The sequence below is a fragment of the Chryseobacterium gambrini genome, from assembly GCF_027920505.1.
In the GTDB taxonomy this organism is placed as follows: Bacteria; Bacteroidota; Bacteroidia; order Flavobacteriales; family Weeksellaceae; genus Chryseobacterium; species Chryseobacterium gambrini.
In genome coordinates this window covers 3837478-3863325 of sequence record NZ_CP115857.1, presented here as the reverse complement: position 1 = coordinate 3863325, position 25848 = coordinate 3837478, and the positions used below count along the sequence as shown (strand labels likewise).

Here is a 25848-nt window from a genome sequence, read left to right as displayed (position 1 = left end):
ATTGATTCTGAATTTTGTGGGTGCAAAGATAATCATTTTAAGATGAATTCTGAATTGATTCAGTCTATTGATTAAATTCATCCTTTATTTCCGGACTGTTCTGGTAACAAACCGGAAATGAATTATGAATTTCAGGCTCATCAATTTGCTGCAAATCTCTGATACATTGTTCTCTGATATTCCACAATTCATCTAAACTGTAAGCGATGCGATCCTCGTTCAGCCATTTTCCAAGAAAATCTTTATGAAATGAAATTTTCTGAGCCCCAATTTCGTTGAATTCTATTTCCTTTTCAATCAGCAGTTTATCTTTAAATTGATGATAATGTGAGCTGCGGTTTGTAAAATCGAAATATTCGTTATCAATTTTGAGATAATTATGCGCTTCCGGAATGTATTTCAAATTAAATTTTTGCAAAGTAGCGCTAATTTTCGGAGTGTATTCTGCGTCCATTTTAAAAATTCCAAGAATCAGCTTTACATCGCTATGATGGTTTTCGAGCGCAAGTTTTCTCAGGGGGGCGTGTTTTGTGCTGCAGGTTCCGCCAAAATCATCAAAAACACATTCGGTTCTGCTTTTATCATTATTTCTTTTATAAGGCAAGATCGAAACATATTGGCACGCAGAATGAAAATCTGTAATTTTTCTATTTAAAAATTCATCAGAAATAATTCCTTTATTTTGAATCGTAAAGTTCTTCATTACTGCTGTCTGAATTTACTGATCATTTCAGAATTAAATTCCTGCGATTTGTTTCTCGGAATAGAAAGGCTTTTCCAGTCTTCATTCTTCATCATTTTTGCGATATACACAATCTGCCCGATATGATAAGGATAATGCGCCAACTGACGGAAAATGGCATCCATAAACGTATGTGCTTCATTTCTTATGTAAATTATGGAATGTACATTTTCATCATTCATCTGGTTCAGAGCGTCAAAAAAACATTTCCAGCCTTTTTCCCAATATTCCAGAACCTCAGCTTTCGTTTTAAAAGTATCAACAAATTCTTCATCCCTGTTCCGCCATGATTTTTCGCCGTCTTCGGTTAAAAAATTAGTCCATCTGGATAACATATTTCCGGCGATATGCTTAACAATAATCGCTATAGAATTGCTTTCTTCATTAAACTGCCAGAAAATCTGTTCATCTGAAAGCTGCTCAAAAGATTGGTCACCGAGCATTTTGTAATATTCAAAACGTTTTATCAATAAATCTTTCATGATGTAAGTTTGAATATCTAAGATAAGGATTTTACAAAACAAAAAACGTTACACAGGCAACGGTTTTCTATTGAGTTCTGAAAATTATTCTCTGTTTTTTACCATTACCCAACCTGAATACTTGAAAAAGGTGTTCTTCTTATCATTTTCGTTCCAAGAAACCGAATACCAGTAAGTTCCTGTTGGAACTTTTTTGCCTCCGATGGTTCCGTCCCACGTATAATTTCTGAATTTATCCGCCTTGAAAACAAGCGTTCCGTATCTGTCGAAAACACTCAATACCAAATTCTGTTTGTATCCTAAAGCTGAATAATCGATCACATCATTCACTCCGTCTCCATTTGGTGTAATTACATTTACCAAATTAGGGACAACCACAGTAATATCAATCGGTTCGCAATTGTAGGCATCTTTTACAAAAACTCTGCTGTCTCCTCTCGGAAGGTTTGTAAATACGTTGGAATCCTGCCATTTGATTCCGTCAAGAGAATATTTGTACGGAGCGGTTCCACCTGAAACATTTACCGTTATGGTATTATTGGTAATATCAACTGATGAAATTACCGGCTGTTCCGAAGCATACACTTTTACACTTTGCTTGGTAATACAGTCGCCGCTTTTTAATTTCACCCAATACGTTCCGACTGCTACATTATTGATGGTCTGTGTTGTTGCACCTGTACTCCACTCATAACTCGTAAATCCGGAACCTGCATCCAGTGTGGTTCGGTCTTCCATACAGATGATTTTGTCTTTCAGGACATTGGAATATACCGGCTGAATGACAACTAAATTCACTTTCGCAATTGCAAAACAATTGTTAGAATTAAATACTTTGATGTAAATAACGCCATTTGGAGCGATGTAATTTGAGAATAATACAATTTCATTGGTTCCGTTTTGGGCATCTGCTAAAGAAGGATAATATTTTTTAGTCGTTCCGCTTTGCGTGGTGACGGCTGCAAGACTGAGATTAAATGCTCCCGTTGAAGGATTAGCTTCAATAAAGCAGGTTCTTAAAGTGGCCTCGGTAACCACAACAACCGGATAAAATTTCAGAATAATCTGTGCAATAGCTACACAACCATATTGAGAAGTAATTTTAACATACACCGTTCCTTCTGCCGAAACGAAATTAGTGGTGTTCATAATGGAATTTATTCCCGCATTAAGATCTGAAAGTGAATTATAATAAACCTTCACCGCGGTAGGATCTCCAAAAACAGCAGCGGAAGTTAAATCGTAAGTTCCGGTTCCGGCATTGTTGTTATTACAGCTGTAGAGCGTAACATTGGTTCCTGAAATATTTCCGTATTTAAATTTGAAAGCTCCCACCTGTCTGCAGGAATTAATAGGGTTATTCGGGTTTGCAGGATCCTGATAATGGATACTGTAATAATATGTTGTGGCAGTATTAACGGTAATCGGCGACACAATAGGATTTGCTCCGGAAAGTGCTTCATTCTGTGAAGTATGATAACTGATCTGGAAATTGCTGTTGCCATTAAGAATACCGGAAGACAAGGTACTGAAATTAAAAACCATGGGATTTTCGCAGACAATAATTTCTCGCGGATTGGCAGGATTGGCAGCCGGAACTCCTGGCGGAGTAAATGGATGAGTCTGAATGTTAGGATCTGTAAACGGCGAAGCCAGTGTTGCTGTTCCTCCCCAATTTAGAGAAAACGGAGCCATTGTAGGATTAAAAACATCTACCCAGTTATCTATATACAAATAGTAAGTCTGCCCCGGTAAAACATCCATATATTTACAGTAAGGCGTTAACGATCCTCCTGCAGCACTAATGATGGTGCTTGTCATATTCATGCCTGTAGAAGCTCCGACTCCGATAACGGTGGCTGCATTACAGCGAACCGGAGAACCAAGACTTGCACAGTTCACATTCGGTCCGTAAATCGCCCAGTCGTAATCTGCTCCCGGATCTGTAGGAACGAGATCGAAAGTAAGCGTTCCGCCTGTTGCAATGGTAAATTTATACCAGATTGAATTGTGCTCACCGGAAGATAAACATCCTCCTAAATTTTCATTAACTGCCCCGATTCCCGTCGGAGAATACGTTATACTGGAATTTCCGCATACCGCAAGTGCTGATGAACAGTCTGCCTGAGCGAAAATAAAAGATGAAATAAAAAGCAAGAAAAGAAGTAGAGTTTTTTTCATATCATGCTGAATTTGGTTATTAATTTATGAGGTAATTTGTTGTCTATCAAATATAAACAATTCCAATTAAAAATAACAGATTCAACGAAAATAATTCAATAAAAGCTGATTAAAAATGAAATATTTTCAGCGATTACTTGATACTTGTGATATTTCCGCAAAGATTTTCGAGATGAAAAATCTTGTGAAAAGGGCTTTTTACCTTTTGCAGATGTTCTTTATCCTGAATAAAAGTATAGCGCGAAGCGATGGAATTCATATCCGAAACAATAACGAGCCAACATTCGTCGACCGAAGTATCGTAGTAAGGAAATTTTTCGTTCTTTTTTTCAATCAGCTCTACAATTTTCTCAGAACATAATTCATCAAAAAGATTCATATTGTATTCATGGGTAATAAAAACATTTCTGCGGTGGAAAGACTTTCGGATTCCTTTCACATTTCCTACAGGTTTTCCTTTTTTGATGCTTTTACAGATATTTAAAATAATTTCCTGCTGATTTTCCAGAGAATCCAGTTTGATGTTTGAGTGAAATTCTAAAAAATAAACACCACGAAATTTCGTAGTGTCTTCCTGTTCCAATAAAATTTCTGCCTGACGGAAAATCTTGTTCAGATTGCTTTCAACTTTCTTCATTTCAAGATGATTGATCACTTCGGTAAGTTCGATTCCGATTTTCTTGTCGTTGAATTTTGCGATAAAGTCGGGACTTTCGCAGGTTAAATCTTCAAATTTAACTTCAGGAAAATGGTGCATGAAAGAATTGAGCAGTAAAATTTCCGCTTTCTTTTTATATTTTTCGCGGTCGTGAAGCGGAGATTCGTCGATCTTACGGTGATACTTTTCTATCGGCTTCTTTTTCAAGTGTCGGTTCAGATAATATAAGCTCAGATTTTTAATTAAATCTTCATCAGAAAATGCCTTTTTCATCTGCTTATTATTTTATTGTTATGGAAGACATAAAACTTCCGGTTTCAGATCATGAAGTTTTGATTATCAAAAATTTACATACTAAAGGTAAATAAAAAACAGATTCAAAAAGTATTTTTAATGTTAATTTATAAAATAATTAATGTAGAGTTTATTTTCATAATTAATACCTTTGCCTCCTCACTTAATAAACTGTTACACATGGATTTTAAAAATTTTAAAATACCTTTTAGCGTAAATCCGCAGTATTCCAAGAAAGTTGCTTATTTTTCTATGGAATTTGCGATTGAGCAGGTGCTGAAAATATATTCGGGAGGATTAGGATTTCTGGCGGGTTCCCACATGAGAAGTGCTTACAATCTGAAACAGGATCTTATCGGAATCGGAATTCTCTGGAAATTCGGGTATTACGATCAGGCAAGAAATCATGACCAGACGTTACAGCCGACATGGACGAAAAAAATGTACAGCTTTCTGGAAGATACCGGCATAAAATTTCAGATAGAAATTCACAGCGCCCCGGTTTGGGTAAAAGTATGGTACCTTGATCCTGAGATTTTCCACACGGCTCCAATGTTTTTCCTATCAACGGATGTTCCTGAAAATGACCACATTTCTAAAACCATCTGTCATAAACTTTACGATGCCAATGAATCTACAAAACTGGCACAGTACATTCTTCTAGGAAAAGGAGGCGCTAAATTGCTGGATGAAATGAACATTGAAAGAGATGTTTATCATTTAAATGAAGCTCACGGACTTCCTGCGGCGTTCCATCTGCTGAAAAAATACAACGGAAACCTGAATAAAGTTAAAGAAAAGCTGGTTTTCACCACGCACACTCCTGAAGAAGCTGGAAATGAAAAGCACAATATGAGACTTTGTTATGATATGTCTTATTTTTCAGGATTCAGTATGGAAGAGGTAAAAAATATCGAAGGTTCTGATGACGACAGGTTCAACCATTCACTTTGCGCGTTGAAAATGGCAAGAATAGCAAACGGAGTTTCTCAGCTTCATGGGGTAGTTTCCAGAGCGATGTGGAGCAAATATCCGGGAATCTGTGAGATTACTTCAATTACCAATGCGCAGGAATTCAAATATTGGGCAGACAAACCGCTTTACAATGCAAAAGACGAAAACGACGAAACGGTTTTCGATTACCGTAAAAAGCATTTAAAGAAAAGACTATTTAAAATCGTAGCCGACCAGACCGGAAATTTATTCAATCCAAATGTTTTTACGATTGTCTGGGCGAGAAGATTTGCAGGATATAAACGTGCCGATTTGCTTTTACACGATAAAGACAGATTCTACAAGCTGTTAAATCATCCGAAATATCCGGTTCAGATCATTTGGGCAGGAAAACCTTATCCGATGGATTATTCTGCGATTTCTACATTCAATTCTTTGGTGGAGGAAAGCAAAAACCATAAAAATATGGCAGTTCTTACAGGATATGAGTTGTCTTTGAGCAAATCTTTAAAGCAGGGTTCTGATCTTTGGCTGAATAATCCGAGAGTTCCGAGAGAAGCTTCCGGAACCTCCGGAATGACGGCTTCCATGAACGGTTCTGTAAATCTTTCCACAGATGACGGATGGATCCCCGAATTTGCGAAACATGGAGAAAATTCTTTTGTGGTTCCGAAAGCAGATTATGCCAACATGAGCATCTACGAACAGGATAATTATGATCTTAACAAGTTATATGAAATTCTGGAAAATGAAATTCTTCCTACGTACTATGACAAGCCGGATCAGTGGAGAAAAATCCAGTACAATTCTATGAATGACGTGAAAGATCAGTTTAACAGCGACAGAATGGCGGATGAATATTACAGAATTATGTATAACGATTAAAGTTAATTGTTAATAAGCTTTTAAACCATTAAGAAAAATTGAGTTGTTGAGCATTATTAAGTTTATATTAAAATCAAAAATGATTCATCTTAATGTGACTTAACTCCTTAAATCAATCTTAAGGGTTCAAAATATGAAATAAACAAGGCTTGGAAAAATTTTCCAAGCCTTGTTTATTTTAGGTTAATCTTTTTTGTTTTTCGGCACTTTTAAGCCTTCCTGTTTCGCTTCAGAAATTCCAATGGCAACCGCCTGTTTTCTGCTGGTCACTTTTTCGCCGGAAGAAGATTTCAGTTTTCCTTCCTTGAATTCGTGCATTACTTTTCCTACTTTTTCCTGAGCTTTTTCAGAATATTTTGTCTTGCTCATACTATTGATATTTTAAGATTTGGGTAAAGAGACACCGATTTCGTACACTTGTGCGTGCTTCAGATATTTAGAGCGCTCTCTTGAAGTTACCGATTCAAAATGATCATTTTTTATCACTACAATCGGGTCTTCAATGTTTTCGATTTCAAAATTGGCAATATATCTTTCATCGGGTGGAGACTGTTGCTGTTTTGCTTTTATTTTCTGCAATTCATCGGCATATTTTCTGAATCCGGGATCTGACGAATGGATAAATTTATATTCGTCTCCCGCATCTACGAAATAATGTAACTTTTTTTCAAGAAGTCCGGCTTCGTTACAGATTTCAGGATTATCATTTCCATCTTTGAAACCTACTTCTACTAGTTCCCCTCCTTTTTTATGGGCACATGCTTCTGCATCTTTATAGCTGGAAAATCCGGTATATATAATTTTGTCGTCTAACTCGTATCGGTTCAGTTTTTGGTTAAAATCATTCGTTTCCATAATTATATTTTAATTTGATTGTATCTTAATATATCCAATTTTACTGCCAAAATCAGAGATTTAAAAAGCTTTTTTTACCATTTTAAAAATTATTATATTTGAAATCTTTTAAAATTAGAAATGAAAAAATTCTTACTAACGCTTACAGTTGCTGTGGCATTTCAAAGTTTATCCGCTCAGGAAATTACTTTAGATAAAATATATTCAGGATATTACCGTGGAAAAGGCATTGCCGGAATTACATCCATGAAAAACGGGGAAAATTATCTGGTTATCGAACAGGGAGGAATTGCAAAATATTCTTACAAAACTTCCCAAAAAGAGGGCAATCTTGTCGACGGACAGTTCCAGAGCTATGAATTTTCTGATGATGAATCTAAAATCTTATTACTGAAAGACAGTGAGCCAATTTACAGACACTCGTTTTTAGGAAAATATGAAGTAAAAGATCTGAAATCCGGAAAAACAGTAAGTCTTAATGAAGGAAAATTTGTTCAGGAGCCAAGATTTTCACCAGACGCTACAAAAGTAGCTTTCATTGTGGATAATAATCTGTTTTATCAGGATCTGAATTCCGGAAAAATCACACAGATTACGCAGCATGGTGTTAAAAATAAAATTTTAAACGGACTTGCAGACTGGGTTTATGAAGAAGAATTTGGGCACGCAAGACTGTACGAATGGACAAAGAACTCGGATGCGATTCTTTTCGTAAAATTAGATGAAACGGAAGTTCCGGAAATCTATATTCCGATTTATGGTAAAACGCTTTATCCAAGTGAAATGCGTTACAAATATCCAAAAGCAGGAGAAAAAAACTCTGTTGCTTCAGCACATATTTATCAGTTGAGCGACGGTAAAAAGACAACCGTCAATTTAGACAGTTTCAAACATTATTATATTCCGAATGTTATTCAGACGGCAAAACCGGACGAAATTGTTTTGATTACTTCAGACAGAATTCAGAATGCTTCTGATGTTTTAAAAGTCAATACAAAAACCGGAGCTGTACAGAAATTATTCACCGAAACCGATGAAAAATGGATCGATACAGACAGCCCGACTCTGGAATTTTTAGAGGACAATTCTTTTCTTTGGGGTTCTGAAAGAGACGGAAACCGCCATTTGTACTGGTATGATAAAGATGGTAAACTGAAAAAACAGGTTACAAAAGGAAACTGGGAAGTAACAGATTATTACGGATTTAATCCAAAATCAAAAGAAATTTACGTTCAGACTACCGAAAAAGGAAGCATCAATAAAGTGATTTCTAAGGTAAATATCGAAAACGGAAAATCCCAGTTGATTTCAAATACGGAAGGAAATAATTCTGCCAATTTCAGCAAAAACTATAATTATTTCATTGAAACCTCTTCTACGGCTGCAAAACCTTATACTTATGTTTTAAAGGACGGAAATGGTAAAACGGTAAAAGAACTTCAGAATAATGAAGCTCAGCTACAGAAATTAAAAGCTGATAATTTTGTAGAAAAAGAATTTATTACCATTCCGAATGAAGCGGGAGATCAGATGAATGCGTGGATCATCAAGCCTAAAAACTTTGATAAGAACAAAAAATATCCATTGTTTATGTTCCAGTATTCAGGTCCCGGTTCTCAGCAGGTTGCCAATTCATGGGACAATGGAAATGGAATATGGTTTGAAATGCTTGCTCAGAAAGGATATATCGTAGCTTGTGTCGACGGACGCGGAACAGGTTATAAAGGCGCTAAATTCAAGAAAGTAACGTACATGAATTTAGGGAAATATGAAATTGAAGATCAGATTGCGGCAGCAAAATGGTTCGGAAATCAGTCATACATCGACAAATCCAGAATCGGAATGTTCGGATGGAGTTTCGGAGGTTATATGACGAGTCTGGCAATGACAAAAGGAGCCGATGTTTTCAAAATGGGAATCGCAGTGGCTCCGGTAACGAACTGGAGATATTATGATTCTGTTTACACGGAAAGATTCATGAGAACACCACAGGAAAATCCGGACGGATATGACAAGAATTCACCGACTGAATATGCGAATTTATTAAAAGGAAAATTCTTATTAATTCACGGAACTGCCGATGATAACGTACACTTCCAGAATTCAATGGAATTCTCGGAAGCGTTGATCCAGAATAAAAAACAGTTTGATTTTATGGCTTATCCGGATAAAAACCACGGAATTTATGGCGGACAGACAAGACCGCAACTGTATCAGAAAATGACTGATTTTATTTTGGAGAATTTATAATTCGAAAATTTAAGCATAAAAAAAGCCGGATCTCTTTTTAAGATTCGGCTTTTTTATTTTTTGTCATTCCATTCTTCAGGATTTCTGGAAGTGTGAAAGACAGAATATACTTCAATTAGATTTTTCTCTTCGCTGTAAGAATAATGAATTCCAAAGGGAAATTTTTTGAGAAAAACGATTCGAGTGTCGCCATATTTAAGTTCAAAGGACAATTGATTTTCCTTTATTAAATCGATTTTATTCCGAAAATCAATAAGAAATCTGTTCCATAATTTTTTATCAATTTTCCTGTACCAATCGTTGATTTCTTTTAAATCCTGCTTTACAAAATGACCGTAAATTAATTTAGTCGCCACTTTCGAGATTATTTAAATAATCATCCATTTCAGACTCGGAAACAAAACTTTGAGGGTTTTCACGTAAATATTCTGCCCTTCTTCCTGTTTCTTCTTTTTGCCATTCAGGAATATGATTAGACTTGCTTTTGAAATGTTTCTGCTTCAAAAAATCAATAAAATCATTCACCTCTTCATAAAAATTTTCAGGAAGTGTTCTGATATTGTCTTCTAAATCTTTTAACGTAATTTCCATTTTCTTCATCTTTATTTCCATCAAAGTTAATAAAATTCGATTATTATTTTTAAAATTCTATATTTGTGAAATTTGAAATTTGTAAACTATGAAGACTAAACATCCTAAAGGATTGCCTTTCCTCTTCTTTACGGAAATGTGGGAGCGTTTCGGGTACTATCTTATCCTCGGAATTTTTGTATTATATGTTATTGAACCAACCGGCGCAAAAGGTGGTCTCGGACTTCCGGACAAAACTGCAGACGATATTTTCGGAACCTATATTGCTTTAACCTACTTAACTCCTTTTATCGGAGGATTTCTTGCGGACAGAGTTTTAGGATACATCAAATCCATTTATATCGGAGGCGTTCTGATGGCTGCAGGATATATCGGAATGGGTATTTTTAAAGATCTTACTTTATTTTATTCTTCTTTAGCACTCATTATCATCGGAAACGGTTTCTTTAAACCTACTATTTCTACTTTGCTTGGAAATTTATATTCCGAAGAACCTTATAAAGCCAATAAAGATTCCGGATACAATATTTTTTACATGGGAATCAACATCGGTGCGTTTATCTGCAACATTATTGCGGCTTTTATGCGAAACAAATTCGGCTGGGGTGAAGCCTTCATCACTGCCGGAGTCGGAATGCTGGTCGGATTAATTATCTTTACCATCGGCAGAAAACATTACATTCATGCCGCTCAGATGAAGCCTGTTCAGGAAGGAGATACAAAACTGTCAGAAATATTAATGAAAGTATTCTTACCGGCAATCATTGCAGGAGCAATCGGCTGGGTTATTCCCGGAAATATTTTCGGAAGCGACAATACAGATGCCTTTATTTTTGCCTGCATTCCTGTTATTTACTTCTATGCTTCCCTTTATTTCAAGGCAAAACCGGACGAAAAATCGTCTATCGGAGCCTTATTATCGGTTTTCCTCATCAGTATGTTCTTTTGGGCAGTTTTCAAACAAAACGGAACCGCTTTAACGAGATGGGCAAATTATTACACCGACAGAAGCGTACCTGCTTCCATGGAAAAACCTTTGGAAAGCATTTACATGGTAGACGGAAAAAGTTATGAAGACAAAGAAGTTCCTGTTTACGACAACCAGTTTCAGTCTCAGAAAGATAAGGACGGAAACACGATAAAAGTTAAGGGAAAAGATGTTTATTTTAAAAATATTTCTCCCGAACAACGTGCAGAACTGGAGAAAAATCCTCGGGCGAAAACCTATCTTTACAATACAGAATTGTTTCAGTCCATCAATCCGTTTTGGGTAATTGCTTTAACGCCGGTTGTAGTTGGTTTCTGGGCATTATTAAGACGAAAAGGAAAAGAGCCGTTAACGCCTACAAAAATTGTTTTAGGACTTTTCATTTCCGGATTATCCTGTTTAGTGATGGTTTTAGCAGTCTGGGCAGGAGATAACGGTGCTGTAAAAGTTTCGCCGTGGTGGCTAGTTGCAAGTTACGGAGTCATTACCGTGGGAGAATTATGTCTTTCCCCCATGGGATTATCCTTCGTTTCCAAACTTTCTCCTGCAAGAATTACAGCGTTGATGATGGGCGGATTTTTCCTTGCCAACTCCGTAGGAAACAAACTTTCCGGAATTTTAGCCAGTACATGGTATAATTACGACAATAAAATGAACTACTTTTTAGTGAACTTTGCTTTGCTGATCTTTGCAACCCTTTTAGGTTTATCCATGCTGAAAAGACTAAACAAAATCATGAAAGAAAAAGGGCATTAATCCCTGTTCACAATACAGAAAAGCAAGCTGCGGAATTATTCTGCGGCTTTTTTATTTAAATATAAAATTAAAACCTTGCTGAAAACACAAAAAAAACTATATTTGTCAGTCTTAACAAAAATTAACAATAAAAATGGATAATACTGAAGCATTGAGTCCGAAACCGGATGAATTTGTAGAGAACAAGAATTCCAGACATCCGAAAGGGTTATGGGTTCTTTTCGGAACAGAAATGTGGGAGCGTTTCAACTTTTATGGAATGAGAGCTTTATTAACGCTCTTCATGGTAAATTCCTTATTGATAAAAGAAGCTGATGCAGCAATCATCTATGGTGGATTTTTAGCTTTATGTTATCTTACTCCGCTTTTGGGAGGTTTCATCGCCGACAAATATATCGGTAACAGAAACGCAATTCTTATCGGAGGAACATTAATGGCAATTGGTCAGTTTTTGCTTTTCATCAGTGCTTCAACATTCTCAGGAAGTCTGGACAGTGCAAAAATGTTTATGTGGCTTGCTCTATTCATCATCATTTTCGGTAACGGATTTTTCAAACCGAATATTTCTTCGATGGTAGGAAGCCTTTATCCGAAACAGGAAAAATCTAAATTAGACTCTGCTTTTACGATTTTCTACATGGGAATTAACATTGGTGCATTCTTAGGACAATTTATCTGTCCGTACGTAGGAGACGTAAAAGATGCGACAACAGGTGTAAGAGATATTTTCGCCTTCAAATGGGGATTCCTTGCTGCTTCCATTGCAATGATAATCGGTACCATTACATTCTTTATTCTTAAAAATAAATATGTAGTTACTCCGGAAGGAAGACCTATCGGTGGATTACCTAAAAACAATACAAGTGCAGATTTTGAAGAAGGAGAAACACAGACTGCTAAATTCTCAGGATCGGCATTAGGAATTACAGGAGGATTATTCGTGATTCTTTTCTTTGCTTTCAGATATCTTCTGGTGGGAGAATTCGGATTTAAAGCCGTAGAAATGGGACAGCTGATTAAAGGAATTATTTATCCTTTCATTTATGCAGCAGGGATTTCTCTGGCATTCTTAATCATGAGTTCTGCTGAAAATAAAGTGGAAAGACAGAGAATCTGGGTAATCTATATCGTGTCATTCTTCATTATTTTCTTCTGGGCTGCTTTCGAACAGGCCGGATCTTCATTAACATTTATCGCTGATAATCAGACAGACAGAAACATTTTAGGATGGAATATGCCTCCTTCGATGGTACAGATTTTCAACGGTATTTTCGTTGTTGCTTTGGCTGTTCCTTTCAGTTTGATCTGGGACAAATTAAGAGCAAAAGGAAAAGAGCCGGTTTCCCCGATGAAACAGGCAATGGGATTGGCTTTAATCGCGTTAAGTTACTTCATCATCGCACATAACGTAAAAGATTTAGGAAACTCAGGATTATTGGCTATCAAATGGTTAATGTTACTGTATTTCATCCAGACTTGTGGTGAACTTTGTTTATCTCCTATCGGATTATCATTGGTAGGTAAGCTGGCTCCAAAAAGATTTGCATCCTTATTATACGGAGTATTCTTTATTTCCAATGCTGCAGGTTATGCTTTAGCAGGTTCTTTGGGTGCATTGATTCCTGCAACGGGAGATAAATTCTCTAAGGCACAGGAAATGGGAATCAATCTTCAGGATGTTTTAGATAAAAAAGTAACATTAAATGCTGATCAGGTAGCTGCTTTCGAAAAAGCACAGTTACCGTTGGCTAATCCCACTTTTGCAGGTTTTGAAATCCACAATCTATTTGAATTCTTCATGGTATTCGTTGTTCTTTGTGGTATCGCTGCTGTAATTTTAGCATTAATTTCACCAATCTTAAAGAAAATGATGCACGGTGTAAACTAATCCGCATCAAATAAAATACAATGAAACCTCCGCTGAGCCGGAGGTTTTTTATTTTTATAAATCTCTTAAAAGAATAGCAGATGATCATCAAAGCCAATTGCCATTTTTAGAACCGAAACCCAAAAATTCCTATATTCACAGTTCAAAAACATTAATGAGAATAGAATGTCAGAAATTTTTAAAAATAATATATCGCAGCACATCACTCTTTCTGAAGAAGAATTAGCAGAATTTTATGGCTTGTTTCAGAAAAAAACAATTAAAAAAAAGCAATTTTTATTACAAGAAGGTGAAATCTGCAAATTTGAAGGCTTCGTTATAAAAGGTCTTTTTAAAACATATCATATTGATTCTGAAGGAATAGAACAAATCCTTAATTTTGCTACTGAAAACTGGTGGATTACTGATATCGACAGCTTTACCCATGAAAAGCCTTCGCAGCTTAACATAGAAGCACTGGAAGACAGTGAAATTTTAATTATTTCTAAAAGCGATAAAGAATTCGCCTATCAAAACTTACCCAAAATAGAGAAACTCTTCCGCGTCATGACGCAAAAAACACACGTTGCCTTACAACGCAGAATGATTGATAACCTCAGCAAAACCGCAGATAAACGATATACCGATTTTATTGAAAAATATCCACAGCTTTACCAAAGATTAACCAATGTACAAATCGCTGCATATTTAGGTATCAGTCATGAATTTGTGAGCAGGATTAGAAAAAAAATCGTAAACAAAAAATAATTCAGACTTCATTTATTGAACTTGTTCAATGTTTCAAAGCTTTGGTTTAATGCATCTTTGTACCATTAATAAGACAGTGAAAAGAAATAAAACTTTTACTCAACAAAAGTAAAAAACATGAGTAATCGGAATTATTTCAACATTTTTTTTAACAATTTTATCACTATTCAAAAATGGACATACAAGCACAAAGTTTCAAAACTATTGAAACAAACAATTTTACATTAAAAGTTTATAACGCATCCGAAAACAGCTTTGGTGTTGCATCGGTAATTGTTACCGGTAAAACAGAAGCTGTATTGATCGACGCACAGTTTACGTTGGCAGATGCAGAAAAAGTAGCACAGGAAATCAAAAAAGACGGCAAAAAACTAACCGCAATTTATGTTTCTCACGGAGATCCTGATTTTTATTTCGGCTTGGAGATTTTTAAGAAATATTTTCCGGAAGTTACCGCTTATGCTTCACCGGCAACCATTGAGCACATTAAAAAGACGGCTCAGAAAAAACTGGAAGTCTGGGGTGAAAGATTAGGAAAAAACATGACTTCGAATGTTGTTCTTCCTCAAAATTTAAAAGAAGACTTCATCGAGCTGGAAGGCGAAAAACTAGAAATTATTGGATTAGAAGAATTTCCGTCCAGAACTTTCGTCTGGATACCTTCTGTAAAAGCTGCCGTTGGCGGAATCAATGTTTTCGGAACGAGTTTTCACTTATGGATGGCAGATGCACAAACTGCGGAAGCCCGTAAGGAATGGACTTCAGTATTAAACAAAATAGACAATCTGAATCCTGAAATCGTTATTCCGGCTCACGCAAAATCTGAAACGCCGTTTGATATTTCAGCCGTAAAACATACCAGAAACTACATCCAATTTTATGAAGAAGCCCTGAAAACAAACAAAACTTCAGAATCTTTAACAGACGCTTTAAAGAAGGAGTATCCGGATTTAACTTTCGAAACAGCTCTTCAGATCGGTGCAAAAGTGAATACAGGAGAAATGAAATGGTAAAATAAACCATTGTCATTACAATAAAAAACTTTCTAAATCTGAATTAAAAAATCAACAGCATGAATAATTTAGAGATCGTAAAAAGCACCTACGAAGGGAAAAATTCAGAAGAAAACGGCAGAAACCTTGCAAAATATGCCGCCGAAAATATTTCATGGACGGAAGCAAAAGGATTTCCTTACGCAGGAACTTACATCGGGCTGGAAAGCATTACACAAAATGTTTTCGCCCGATTAGGAAGCGAATGGACAGACTATACATTTACACCGGAAGATTATGTAGCGGGCGAAGATAAGGTGGTTGCTTATGGAACCTATTCCGGCACTTATAATCTTACAGGAAAATCATTTGAAGCAAGAGTTGCTCATATCTGGAAACTGAAGGACGGAAAAATCATCAGCTTTGAACAGTTTGTAGACAGCCATACCGTAATTCATTCAATGACCTAATTTTATATGATGAAAAAAACAATATTCAGCCTTACTGCAGCAATCATTTTACTTTCCTGCAATCAGAAAAATGAAAATCTTCCACAGCAGAATCTATCAACCAATTCTGATCTTCTCGGAAAAAAAGCAGTGATTACCTTTCCGGAAATGAAAGCAGAAGTAATTTATCACAAAGATTCTACCCTTCACTGGAAAACAACAGATAAAAAAGGAGTGGTGAACGAAGGCGATGAAAAAATGGATTATCAAAAGCTGAGTGAAAATCTACATTTCTTAAACTGGATAGAAAAAGACGGCTGGACGGTAAGTCAGATAGTCGACACAAAAGCAGGAACCGTAAAAGCATTCTGGAGTTTTGCAGACGAATCGAGCACAAGAGGAAAGAGAAAATCCCTGTTTGTGGACGGAAAAATTGAGGTGGTAAAGTAAGTTCAACCTGAAAGCCTGCAACAAGATTGAAAATTTGTATAGATTAATATCCTTCAAATATAAATTCGAAACAATATTTGAATGCAAATCGTCTTTGGTAATTACTTTTTCCGTTATTTTACAGAAAATTTAATTAAATCTTAATCATATTGACCTATGAGTTTAACTTTAGACGAAATACAAAATTTTAAAGGAAAATATCCAAGACAGATCTGGAGCCTTTTCTTTTCCGAAATGTGGGAACGCTTCTGTTTCTACGGAATGAGAGGAATGCTTGTCTTTTTCATGATCTCGCAGCTTAATTTTCATGAAAGTGAAGCCAATCTTCAATATGGTGCAACGCAGGCTTTCGTCTATGCTTTTACCTTTATCGGAGGTTTATTTGCAGATAAAATTTTAGGTTTCAGAAAATCTTTGTTTTGGGGTGGACTTTTAATGATTGTCGGAAGTTTAATTCTTGCAACAGATCCTCATAAGTTTTTCTTTCTGGGAATCGCGTTTACTGTAGTGGGAACAGGTTTCTTTAAACCCAATATCTCATCAATGGTCGGTCAGCTTTATAAACCGAATGATTCAAGAGCAGATGCCGGATTTTCATTGTTCTATGCAGGAATTAACCTTGGAGCATTACTGGGTGGATACTTTTGCATTGCCATCGGAAAAGGAGAGATTTTATCAGATGTAATTCCGGAAATGTTAAGATGGAATATTGCATTCGGATTAGCTGCAGTGGTAATGGTCATCAGTTTAATTAATTTTGTTTTTACCCAGAGAAGCTTAGGAACGATCGGACTTCAGCCGGGACATCCTGAAAATGAGACAAAATCTGCGCCTATTCCAAAATGGCAGGAATACGGAGTGTATGCTTTATCATTACTCTTTGTTCCGATTATCATGGTGATGGTTGCCAAAACAGAATATACGGATTATTTTATGTGGACAATAGGACCGCTTACTTTAATCTATTTATTTTATGAAATGACCAAAGTAACCCCTGCTGAACGTAATAAACTTTGGGCAGCATTAGTATTCATCCTGTTTTCCATTTTATTCTGGGGAATTTATGAGCAAAGCGGAGGTTCATTAAGCATTTTCGCAGCAAAAAATTTAAATAAAGATTTATTGGGATTGGATCCGAATGGCGTTAACAATTCCGGAGGTGCATTCTTTATTATCTTTTTAGCTCCGTTAATCGGACTGCTTTGGATCTGGATGAATAAAAGAAAAATTGAACCGAATACCATCATTAAATTTGGTCTGGGATTCATCTTCTTAGGTTTAGGATACTACATTTTGTTCGCAACGAGACTTTTTGCCAATCTTCAGGGTATTACTTCCCTTAATTTCTTCACCATTGCTTTACTCGTTATCACTCTGGGAGAACTATGTCTCTCTCCTATCGGATTATCCATCATGACAAAACTTTCCACGAAAAACCTTCAGGGAATGATGATGGGAATGTGGTTTTTAGCTTCTGCCTACGGACAGTATGTGGCAGGAATTATCGGGGCAGGTTTGGCGACCACCAAAGAAGGTTCTACCAACTATGATGCTTTGATCACTTATACCGATGGATATAAACAATTGGGATTATACGCGGTAATTGCCGGAGTGGTATTAATTTTGATTTCCCCGCTTGTGAAAAAATTAATGCAGGATGTAAAATAAAAATAAGTAAATGCTTACATTTACTTCAAAAATACCAAATCATGAAGAAAATTATAAGTTTAATAGCACTCTTTTTAGTCACTTTCAGTTTTGCGCAGGTAAAATGGATGACGATTGAAGAAGCACTGAAAGCACAGAAAGAAAATCCTAAAAAAATTCTCATCGATTTTTACGCAGACTGGTGCGCTCCTTGTAAGATCATGGATAAAAAAACATACGGACATCAGGTAATTGCTGATATGCTGAATGAAAGTTATTATCCGGTAAAATTCAATGCGGAAGATAAAAAGGAGATCGAAATTTTTGGAAGAAAGTTTTCTAATCCGAATACGGAACATAAGAAAGGAAGAAATTCCTTACACGAATTTACTCAGTATATGAATGTTGCAGCCGTTCCGAGTACGGTTTTTCTGGATGAAAGCGGTAATCCGATCACCATTTTGCAGGGAGAATTATCCGCAAAGGAATTAGAACCTTACCTGGAATTTATTTCTAAAGATCTTTTCAAGAAAATTCGTTCGCGGGAGCAGTGGGAAGATTATCAGAAAAAATTTAAATCTAAAATAAAAGAATAAAAATACAGGCTTTCAGCAATGAGAGCCTTTTTTAATTTCTAATTTTTCCCGAAATTCGTGGCTCCTAAAAATGAATTTAGAAACCTCCATAGAATACGTAAAAGGAATCGGTCCGGAAAAAGCCAAACTCATTAAAAGCGTTCTGGGAATTTCCACCGTGGAAGATCTGCTGAACTTCTACCCGCTCCGTTATCTGGATAAAAGCAAAGTTCATAAAATTTCGCAGCTTGGAGACGTTTCCACAGACGTGCAACTGAAAGGGAAAATTACCAACGTTCAGGAAATACAGACCGGAAAAACAAAAAGGCTTTCGGCAAAATTCAATGATGATACAGGATCGATGGATCTGGTTTGGTTTCAGTATTCAAAATGGCTGAAAGAACAGCTTCCTGTGAATAAAGAAGTTTTTATTTTCGGGAAAATCAATGTTTTCAACAACCAGTTTTCTATGCCGCATCCCGAAATAGAAATTGAAGAAAAGAAAGATTCCGAAAACCGTTTAAGACCCATTTATCCAAGTTCTGAAAAACTGACCAAAAGAGGACTGAATCAGCGGTTTTTTCAGGTTGTGTTACGAAATGTATGCAAAGAAATCCCGAATCTTATCCATGAGAATTTTCCGGATTATCTGATGAAGGCATTTAAGTTTTTATCAAGGCAGCACACCTATCTCAATATTCATTTTCCGAAGGATACGGAGCATTTTGAGAAAGCCGATTACCGTTTAAAATTTGAAGAATCATTTTTCTTTCAGTTAGGATTCGGGCTGAAAAAGCTTCATCACAAAAGCCATACTGCAGGAAATCCTTTCCCTGTTGTCGGAGATTATTTTAATGATTTTTATGAAAATCATCTTCCGTTTGATTTAACGGGAGCTCAGAAAAGAGTACTCAAAGAAATCCGGATGGATATGAAACGTCCGATCCAGATGAACCGGCTTTTGCAGGGAGATGTAGGTTCCGGAAAAACCATGGTTGCTCTTTTAACGATGCTTATAGCTAAAGACAACGGTTTTCAAAGCTGTATCATGGCTCCTACGGAAATTCTTGCCCAGCAACATTATAACGGAATTAAAGAACTTTTAGAAAAGACGGAAGTTAAAATAAGACTTTTAACAGGTTCTACAAAAAAATCCGAACGGAATAAAATTCATGAAGAACTGGAAAGTGGCGAACTTTCTATTCTTGTGGGAACTCATGCTGTTCTGGAAGATAAAGTGAAATTTAACAATCTTGGTTTAGCCATCATCGACGAGCAACATCGGTTTGGTGTGGCACAAAGAGCAAAACTTTGGGCAAAGAATAAAATTCCGCCTCATATTCTGGTCATGACGGCAACGCCGATTCCAAGAACTCTCGCGATGAGTTTTTATTCGGATCTTGATGTCTCGGTTATCGATGAACTTCCAGTTGGAAGAAAGCCCATTATTACCGCTCATAGAAGGGAAAAAGACCGTGCTTATGTTTATAATTTCTGCCGCGAGGAAATCCAGAAAGGACGGCAGGTTTATTTCGTTTATCCTTTAATTGAAGAATCTGAAACTTTAGATTACAAAAATCTGATGGAAGGTCTGGAAAATGTGATGGACAATTTCACACATTATAACGTAGCCATGCTCCACGGAAAGATGAAGCCGGACGAAAAAGATGCCGCCATGAACTATTTTGCCTCCGGAAAAGCAGAAATTATGGTAGCAACCACCGTTATTGAAGTCGGGGTAAATGTTCCGAATGCCTCGGTTATGGTCATTGAAAGTTCTGAAAGATTCGGGCTTTCCCAGCTTCACCAGCTTCGTGGACGTGTCGGTCGTGGTGCGGAACAGAGCTATTGTATTCTGATGACTTCGGATAAATTGTCTAAAGACAGTAGAACGCGTATTAAAACGATGGTGGAAACCAATGACGGCTTTAAAATTTCTGAGGTTGATATGCAGCTTCGCGGTCCCGGAGATATTTTGGGAACCCAGCAAAGCGGTGTGGTGGATTTTAAAAGACTGGATCTTGTGAATGATGCTGCCATTATTAAGGCAACAAAAAAGACGGTGGAAAAAATACTCGAAGCAGATCCGCTATTATCCAGATCGGAAAATCAGATTATTAAAAATGATTATCTGAGAAATTACAAAGGAAAAAACAAGTGGAGTAAAATCTCCTGAAAATAAAAAACCGCGAAAAGATCTTGTCTTCACGCGGTTCCCCCTTATAAAACTGTTATTTGAAGAAAAATTACTTTACTTCTTTAAATTCACGTAAGCTTTTCGCTTAATATTTTGTGATGTGGTGTGATGAATATGGTAATGTATATGATGTTTAAGCTTAAAAAATAATGTAAAAAAAACAAAATGAATTAAGTTTCCAATTGCTTATTTATAAAAACTAACTAGGTTTCTGACAAAGGATTTAAAAAATGAAACGATATATATTCCTTTGGCAGCACTGAGTTTTCATGATTGTACCGTTTTGTTTAAAGATCTTCTGCGCTTATAATTGGAAATTATTATAATTCATTTTGTTTAACTAACATTGTGATTTATATAATTTTTTCAAAAACTGAAACAATTTTCATTCTTCATTTATCGTTTTTTGATATAATAAATCTGTGTTCCAATTTCGGTAATTTCTCAAATGATAATATCCGTATTTCTTTACCTAATTATCACCTTTGTGTGAGTATTACTTTACAAATATAAAACTTTAATTTTAATTCCAAAATAATTTAATCAAATTTTTCACACTTTCATGATAAAATTATTTTTATTGAATCCCGAAGTGTGATATTGCCAGTTTATGGTGATAATTTCACTCACAATCTTCTTCATATCTTTATAATTATCAGGAAGTTTCATTAGAATATTGGCTCCTTTCACCAAAAAATCATCTTCCTCATCATTTTTAAAATTTTCTGAGTAGATAAGGATCACCATAGTATTAAATTTCACATCGGATTTTATTTCTGACAAAAATTCAGAATTTTCTTTTTCAAGAATACTCTTATTGATCCATACCATTTCAGGAACCAAAATGTCTTCTTCATCCAACAAATCCATGACACATTTTACATTGTGGAAAGTATTTGTTGTAATGGCTATTTTTGAATCCGTAAATATATTCTCAAAAAAAATTCGCTTTCCTTCGTCGTCTTCTATAAGAAACACATTCAGATAATCTTTGGTCATACAGCCTTCAAATATTGTCCGTTGGTATGAGATAATTTTCTCCTCAGCGAAATAATTTTCTGGAACTGAGAAGGCGTCATTCCCGTCGTATTCTTAAACTGTGTGCTAAGATGTGCTACACTTGAATAATTTAAACGGTAAGCAATCTCCGTAAAACTCAGCTTCTTACTGATAATCAATTCTTTTGCAAACTCTATTTTGCGGATAATAAGAAAATTCTCAATGGAAGTATGGGTAATCTCCGAGAACAGATTCGAAAGATATCCGTAGCTGTGATTGAGTTTTTCAGCAATATAAATGGAGGCTTTTACAGAAATTCCTTCTTCGGAAGAAATAAGTTCTACAATGGCATCTTTAATTTTCTGCACCAATGCAGCTTTTTGATTTTCAATTATTTCTATTCCGTAGTCTTCAAGGTTTCTTTTAAAATTTTTGTGCTGCTCCTGGGTAAGAGATTCATAGAACTCTACTTCACCGAAGTTCAAAAGCCTGTATTTAAGACCGTGCTCCCGAAGTTTCTCGTCCAGTATCTTTTTGCAGAGGGTATTGAAGTCAAATTTTACATACATTTTCATCTTTGATATATCCTTTAATGTTTCATTGTAAATATAAAAATTTTATTTCAATTAAAAGTGAAATAATAAAAATCTGCTATTTTTTGCATAAATAAAAAACTCCTGCATTAATAATACAGGAATTTAAACACTAAGGATGAAAAAAAATATACTGATAAAAAGCCAATAAAGCTTAGCACCAAGCATATAAATGTACTGTTATAGGTGATTTGGTACAGCAAAGATACAGAAAATAAATAAATCACATTTTATAGAATTATGTTTAAGATTTATAAAATTCCAATCTGTGGTGTCTTAAAAGACAAATTCCATCAGATAATCATCCATTACAAAACCGTCTCCTATATCCAGAACCACCTCCTCATATACTTTAAATCCCTGAGATTCGTAGAAATTTTTAGCGTTATTTTCCTTATTCACATTCAGAATTATTCTTTTATCATTACTCTCAGAAATTTTCTGCTTTAAAAAGCTTAGGGCTTCTTTTCCAAAACCTTTCCCCTTACTTTCCGGAACCAGATAAATCCTGTGAAGCTTCGTTGTGGCATCTTCGTAACCGTTTTCATATCCCATAAATCCTTCAAAGGAATTATTATTTTCATCAAAAATTAAAAAATAATGATAATCCGGATTCTTTAAATGGGATGAAATTTCCTCTTCCGAATACATTTTCCCTAACATATAATCAATCTGTTCATGGGAGATAATTCCCGAATATGCACTTTCCCAGGATCTTCTTGCCAAATCCTGAATCATCGGAATATCTTTTTCTGTAGCTTCTATTAATTTCATTTAATTAAATTTTAAAAATTGAAAAAGGTGAAAGAACTGATTCTTTCACCTGATATTTTGGAGTGCTTTAAAATGTTACTGTGAATTCACCATTCATTATAAAGCAGATTAATAACTTTCTTTTAAATATTTGCCATTTCAGCTTTAATTTTAGCATGAAGCCCTTCTGAAGCCGCGATCAACGGAAGTCTCAGATAGTTTTTGATAATTCCCATTTCTGCCAGAATCACTTTAATTCCGCAAGGATTTCCCTCAGCAAAAATCAGTCTTGTGATCTCAACCAGCTTGTTATGAATTTCGTAGGCTTCATCCACTTTTTTATCAAAAGCCAACTGAACCATGGTAGAAAATTCTTTAGGATACGCCTGTCCGATTACAGAAATAACCCCTGCTCCACCTGCCAAAGTTACAGGAAGCGTATATTCATCATCCCCAGAAACCAGATTGAAACCTTCCGGCTTCTTTCTTAAAATATCGAAGTACTGAAGAATATTCGGAGCCGCTTCTTTAATCAGGAATAAATTAGGGAACTCTCTTGCCAAACGCAGTGTTGTTTCTGCCTCAACATTTTGTCCTGTTCTTGAAGGAACGTTGTAGATAATAATATTTTTCCCGGTTGAAGCCAACATTTTATAATGCTGATAAAGCCCTTCCTGATTAGGTTTGTTGTAATAAGGAGAAACAGAAAGTACTGCAGTAAATTCAGAAAGATCTGCTTCTTCAATCTGTTTCTTTACTTCAAGAGTATTATTTCCGCCGATTCCCAAAACCAAAGGAACACGTTTATTATTAACCTTAATGATATGCTCAATTACCTGTTTCTTTTCCTCAGCAGAAAGTGTTGCAGCCTCCGCTGTAGTTCCCAAAACAACTAAATAACTGGTTCCGTTTTCGATATTGTAGTCTACCAATTTTGTTAAACTATCGAAATCTACGGATAAATCTTCATTAAAGGGCGTTACCAAAGCAACACCTACTCCTTTTAAAATGCTCATCTGTTAGAATTATTTTTGCCAAATTTAATCATTTGTGAGAAGAATTTCTAATAATTAATAATGTTTTATTATACATATAATTATATTTGCATATACTAAAAGATATAATGGAGTTATAGCTAAATTGTTTATCAATATACAATAGAATGATAATTACCAATACCTTAATAATATAATTGTCGACGTATGAAAAATAAATTCTTGTTATTAGGAATTGCTCTGGCTGCCCTTTCGGCTTGTAAGACGGCTTCATCGGCCTCTTCCATGCAGATTGCAGAGGTAAAGACCCAGAAAAATATTTCTATTAATAATGAGCTAAAAAATGAGGAGGAATTTGTAAAAATTATCGAACCTTACAAGCAAAAACTGGATAAAGAGATGAACCAAAAGATCTCTCACACCAATGTAGATCTTACAAAACAAGGCGATAACAGTAATCTAGGCAATCTTTTAGCAGACTATACTTTTGACGGAGCAGATGTTTGGGCAAAGAAAAATATACAGAAAAATGTAGACGCAGCCCTCATCAACATCGGAGGAATCCGTACCACGATCGGGAAAGGAGATATTTTACTGAAAAGTGTATTTGAAGTAATGCCTTTTGAAAATGAAGTGATTATCGTGAAAATGAAAGGCAGCGATCTTCAGGGACTTTTTGATTATTATGCAGAACATCAGGTAAACAATCCTGTGTCTCATTTGTATATAGAAACCAATAACGGACAGCTAACCAAAACTTTAATCAACGGAAAAACAGTAAATCCGGAACAGGATTATTATATTGCCACTTCAGATTATCTGGCTTTGGGAGGCGACAATATGAAATTTTTCTCGAAAGGGGAAATGATCCCGACAGGAATTAAATTAAGAGATCTTTTCATCGATTATTTTAAGAAAACTCCTGAAGTGGTTCCCAATACAGATGTTCGTCTAAATTTTATCGGTAAAAAGTAATGGATAGAAAAAGTTTTTTAAAAGCAATAGGTGGCGGAACTTTAGCAATGGCTTTAGCTCCCAATATGATGATGGCGGAAGAATTAAACATTCTTGATTTAAAGTCCGCAACGAAACTTACTATTCTTCACACCAACGATCAGCACAGCAGAATAGAGCCTTTTGACGCAAGCTATACCAAAAATCCCAATCAGGGAGGTTTTGCAAGAAGGGCAAGTTTAATACAACAGATCAGAAATCAGGAAAACAATGTTTTGCTTCTGGATTCCGGAGATATTTTTCAGGGAACTCCTTATTTCAACTTTTTCGGCGGTGAATTGGAGTTTAAATTAATGTCCATGATGAAATATGATGCTTCCACCATGGGAAATCATGATTTTGATAATGGTCTGAACGGATTTTTGAAGGTGTTACCCAATGCAAAATTCCCTTTTATCTGTTCAAATTACGATTTTAAAAATACCGTTCTGGACGGAAAAACTTCTCCATACAAAATATTCAATAAAAACGGAATCAAGATAGGAATTTTCGGAGTGGGCATTCAACTGGACGGGCTCGTTGGCAAAAAACAATATGGAGAAACGGTTTACTCCGATCCTGTAGATGTTGCCCAACATTATTCAAACTTCCTGAAAAATGAACAAAAATGTGATCTTGTTATCTGCCTTTCACACATCGGCTACGATTATAAAGACGAACCTAGTAAAATAAGTGATAAAATTTTAGCTGCCAAAACAGAAAATATTGATATTATTCTGGGCGGCCATACCCACACTTTCTTACCGGAACCACAGACTTTTAACAACAGAGCAGGCAAAAGTGTTTTGGTAAATCAGGTCGGATGGGCAGGTCTTCTTTTGGGCAGAATAGATTTCTTCTTTGACACTAATAAAAATGTAAAACATATTTCCTGGAACAATCAGGTAATAGACAGCAGCATAATAGCATAAGC

25 protein-coding genes are annotated in these 25848 nt (G+C 35.7%); 13 read left to right on the top strand and 12 right to left on the bottom strand.

Annotation, left to right across the window (positions count from 1 at the left end; all coding sequences use genetic code 11):
- Positions 1–64: 64 nt before the first annotated feature.
- The 4 genes from PFY09_RS17795 to PFY09_RS17780 all read right to left on the bottom strand — a co-directional run bounded on the left by PFY09_RS17795 (position 65) and on the right by PFY09_RS17780 (position 4336).
- On the bottom strand, positions 65–703 hold the full coding sequence (locus tag PFY09_RS17795; protein WP_271160581.1) for a hypothetical protein: 639 nt from the start codon (positions 701–703) through the stop codon (positions 65–67).
- Positions 703–1224 carry a DUF1572 family protein gene (locus tag PFY09_RS17790; RefSeq protein ID WP_271160580.1) on the bottom strand — a complete coding sequence of 174 codons (522 nt, stop codon included), beginning with the start codon at positions 1222–1224 and terminating at the stop codon, positions 703–705. Before PFY09_RS17790 ends, PFY09_RS17795 begins: the two co-directional genes overlap by 1 nt.
- 84 nt (positions 1225–1308) lie before the next feature.
- The gene (locus PFY09_RS17785) at positions 1309–3405 is read right to left on the bottom strand and encodes a T9SS type B sorting domain-containing protein (protein WP_271160579.1); all 2097 of its coding nucleotides are present in this window, start codon (positions 3403–3405) and stop codon (positions 1309–1311) included.
- A 133-nt stretch (positions 3406–3538) separates the two neighbouring features.
- Positions 3539–4336 (bottom strand): hypothetical protein, encoded by a 798-nt coding sequence (locus tag PFY09_RS17780; protein ID WP_185206649.1) that lies wholly within the window; start codon positions 4334–4336, stop codon positions 3539–3541.
- 201 nt (positions 4337–4537) lie between these two features.
- Between PFY09_RS17780 and glgP the strand changes: the two genes are divergently transcribed.
- A complete protein-coding gene (gene glgP / locus PFY09_RS17775; RefSeq protein ID WP_076392704.1) occupies positions 4538–6196 on the top strand; it encodes an alpha-glucan family phosphorylase in 1659 nt (552 codons plus the stop codon).
- 183 nt (positions 6197–6379) lie between these two features.
- Here the strand turns inward: glgP and PFY09_RS17770 are convergent, their stop codons facing one another.
- Together PFY09_RS17770 and PFY09_RS17765 are read right to left on the bottom strand one after the other, a co-directional pair.
- Positions 6380–6565: a DUF6496 domain-containing protein gene (locus PFY09_RS17770; protein WP_256040347.1), complete on the bottom strand. Its 186-nt coding sequence runs from the start codon at positions 6563–6565 to the stop codon at positions 6380–6382.
- Between the two features lie 12 nt (positions 6566–6577).
- Positions 6578–7051: a hypothetical protein gene (locus PFY09_RS17765; RefSeq protein ID WP_076392708.1), complete on the bottom strand. Its 474-nt coding sequence runs from the start codon at positions 7049–7051 to the stop codon at positions 6578–6580.
- Between the two features lie 120 nt (positions 7052–7171).
- On the opposite strand from PFY09_RS17765, the gene PFY09_RS17760 reads away from it, so the two are divergent.
- The gene (locus PFY09_RS17760; protein WP_268053123.1) at positions 7172–9301 is read left to right on the top strand and encodes a S9 family peptidase; all 2130 of its coding nucleotides are present in this window, start codon (positions 7172–7174) and stop codon (positions 9299–9301) included.
- 53 nt (positions 9302–9354) lie between these two features.
- Here the strand turns inward: PFY09_RS17760 and PFY09_RS17755 are convergent, their stop codons facing one another.
- Both PFY09_RS17755 and PFY09_RS17750 read right to left on the bottom strand, forming a co-directional pair.
- Positions 9355–9657, bottom strand: a complete 303-nt coding sequence (locus PFY09_RS17755) for a type II toxin-antitoxin system RelE/ParE family toxin (protein ID WP_271160578.1) — start codon at positions 9655–9657, stop codon at positions 9355–9357.
- Positions 9647–9892 (bottom strand): DUF2281 domain-containing protein, encoded by a 246-nt coding sequence (locus PFY09_RS17750; protein ID WP_228427538.1) that lies wholly within the window; start codon positions 9890–9892, stop codon positions 9647–9649. The genes PFY09_RS17755 and PFY09_RS17750 overlap by 11 nt, the downstream gene beginning before the upstream one ends.
- Before the next feature lie 88 nt (positions 9893–9980).
- On the opposite strand from PFY09_RS17750, the gene PFY09_RS17745 reads away from it, so the two are divergent.
- From PFY09_RS17745 to recG, 9 genes are all read left to right on the top strand, one after another.
- A complete protein-coding gene (locus tag PFY09_RS17745; protein WP_271160577.1) occupies positions 9981–11636 on the top strand; it encodes a peptide MFS transporter in 1656 nt (551 codons plus the stop codon).
- A 133-nt stretch (positions 11637–11769) separates the two neighbouring features.
- The gene (locus tag PFY09_RS17740; RefSeq protein WP_271160576.1) at positions 11770–13524 is read left to right on the top strand and encodes a peptide MFS transporter; all 1755 of its coding nucleotides are present in this window, start codon (positions 11770–11772) and stop codon (positions 13522–13524) included.
- Between the two features lie 165 nt (positions 13525–13689).
- Positions 13690–14271 carry a Crp/Fnr family transcriptional regulator gene (locus PFY09_RS17735; protein WP_108409437.1) on the top strand — a complete coding sequence of 194 codons (582 nt, stop codon included), beginning with the start codon at positions 13690–13692 and terminating at the stop codon, positions 14269–14271.
- 173 nt (positions 14272–14444) lie between these two features.
- Positions 14445–15284 (top strand): MBL fold metallo-hydrolase, encoded by an 840-nt coding sequence (locus tag PFY09_RS17730; RefSeq protein WP_271160575.1) that lies wholly within the window; start codon positions 14445–14447, stop codon positions 15282–15284.
- Between the two features lie 59 nt (positions 15285–15343).
- Positions 15344–15733 carry a nuclear transport factor 2 family protein gene (locus PFY09_RS17725; protein WP_108409439.1) on the top strand — a complete coding sequence of 130 codons (390 nt, stop codon included), beginning with the start codon at positions 15344–15346 and terminating at the stop codon, positions 15731–15733.
- Positions 15734–15742: 9 nt separating this feature from the next.
- Positions 15743–16162, top strand: a complete 420-nt coding sequence (locus tag PFY09_RS17720; protein ID WP_271160574.1) for a MoaF-related domain-containing protein — start codon at positions 15743–15745, stop codon at positions 16160–16162.
- Positions 16163–16318: 156 nt separating this feature from the next.
- A complete protein-coding gene (locus tag PFY09_RS17715) occupies positions 16319–17830 on the top strand; it encodes a peptide MFS transporter (RefSeq protein ID WP_271160573.1) in 1512 nt (503 codons plus the stop codon).
- Between the two features lie 41 nt (positions 17831–17871).
- Positions 17872–18405: a thioredoxin family protein gene (locus PFY09_RS17710; RefSeq protein WP_271160572.1), complete on the top strand. Its 534-nt coding sequence runs from the start codon at positions 17872–17874 to the stop codon at positions 18403–18405.
- A gap of 70 nt (positions 18406–18475) precedes the next feature.
- Positions 18476–20560 (top strand): ATP-dependent DNA helicase RecG, encoded by a 2085-nt coding sequence (gene recG, locus PFY09_RS17705; protein ID WP_271160571.1) that lies wholly within the window; start codon positions 18476–18478, stop codon positions 20558–20560.
- Between the two features lie 573 nt (positions 20561–21133).
- On the opposite strand, the gene PFY09_RS17700 is transcribed toward recG, so the two are convergent.
- The 4 genes from PFY09_RS17700 to dapA all read right to left on the bottom strand — a co-directional run bounded on the left by PFY09_RS17700 (position 21134) and on the right by dapA (position 23942).
- Entirely contained in the window at positions 21134–21580 is a 447-nt protein-coding gene (locus tag PFY09_RS17700; RefSeq protein WP_271160570.1) for a response regulator, read from the bottom strand.
- Positions 21577–22155 (bottom strand): helix-turn-helix domain-containing protein, encoded by a 579-nt coding sequence (locus tag PFY09_RS17695; protein ID WP_108411275.1) that lies wholly within the window; start codon positions 22153–22155, stop codon positions 21577–21579. The genes PFY09_RS17700 and PFY09_RS17695 overlap by 4 nt, the downstream gene beginning before the upstream one ends.
- A 294-nt stretch (positions 22156–22449) precedes the next feature.
- Positions 22450–22947 (bottom strand): GNAT family N-acetyltransferase, encoded by a 498-nt coding sequence (locus tag PFY09_RS17690; RefSeq protein WP_271160569.1) that lies wholly within the window; start codon positions 22945–22947, stop codon positions 22450–22452.
- Between the two features lie 122 nt (positions 22948–23069).
- Positions 23070–23942, bottom strand: a complete 873-nt coding sequence (gene dapA / locus PFY09_RS17685) for a 4-hydroxy-tetrahydrodipicolinate synthase (protein ID WP_271160568.1) — start codon at positions 23940–23942, stop codon at positions 23070–23072.
- A gap of 186 nt (positions 23943–24128) precedes the next feature.
- Between dapA and PFY09_RS17680 the strand changes: the two genes are divergently transcribed.
- Together PFY09_RS17680 and PFY09_RS17675 are read left to right on the top strand one after the other, a co-directional pair.
- On the top strand, positions 24129–24896 hold the full coding sequence (locus PFY09_RS17680) for a 5'-nucleotidase C-terminal domain-containing protein (RefSeq protein WP_271160567.1): 768 nt from the start codon (positions 24129–24131) through the stop codon (positions 24894–24896).
- Positions 24896–25846: a bifunctional metallophosphatase/5'-nucleotidase gene (locus tag PFY09_RS17675; protein ID WP_271160566.1), complete on the top strand. Its 951-nt coding sequence runs from the start codon at positions 24896–24898 to the stop codon at positions 25844–25846. Before PFY09_RS17680 ends, PFY09_RS17675 begins: the two co-directional genes overlap by 1 nt.
- Positions 25847–25848: the final 2 nt, after the last annotated feature.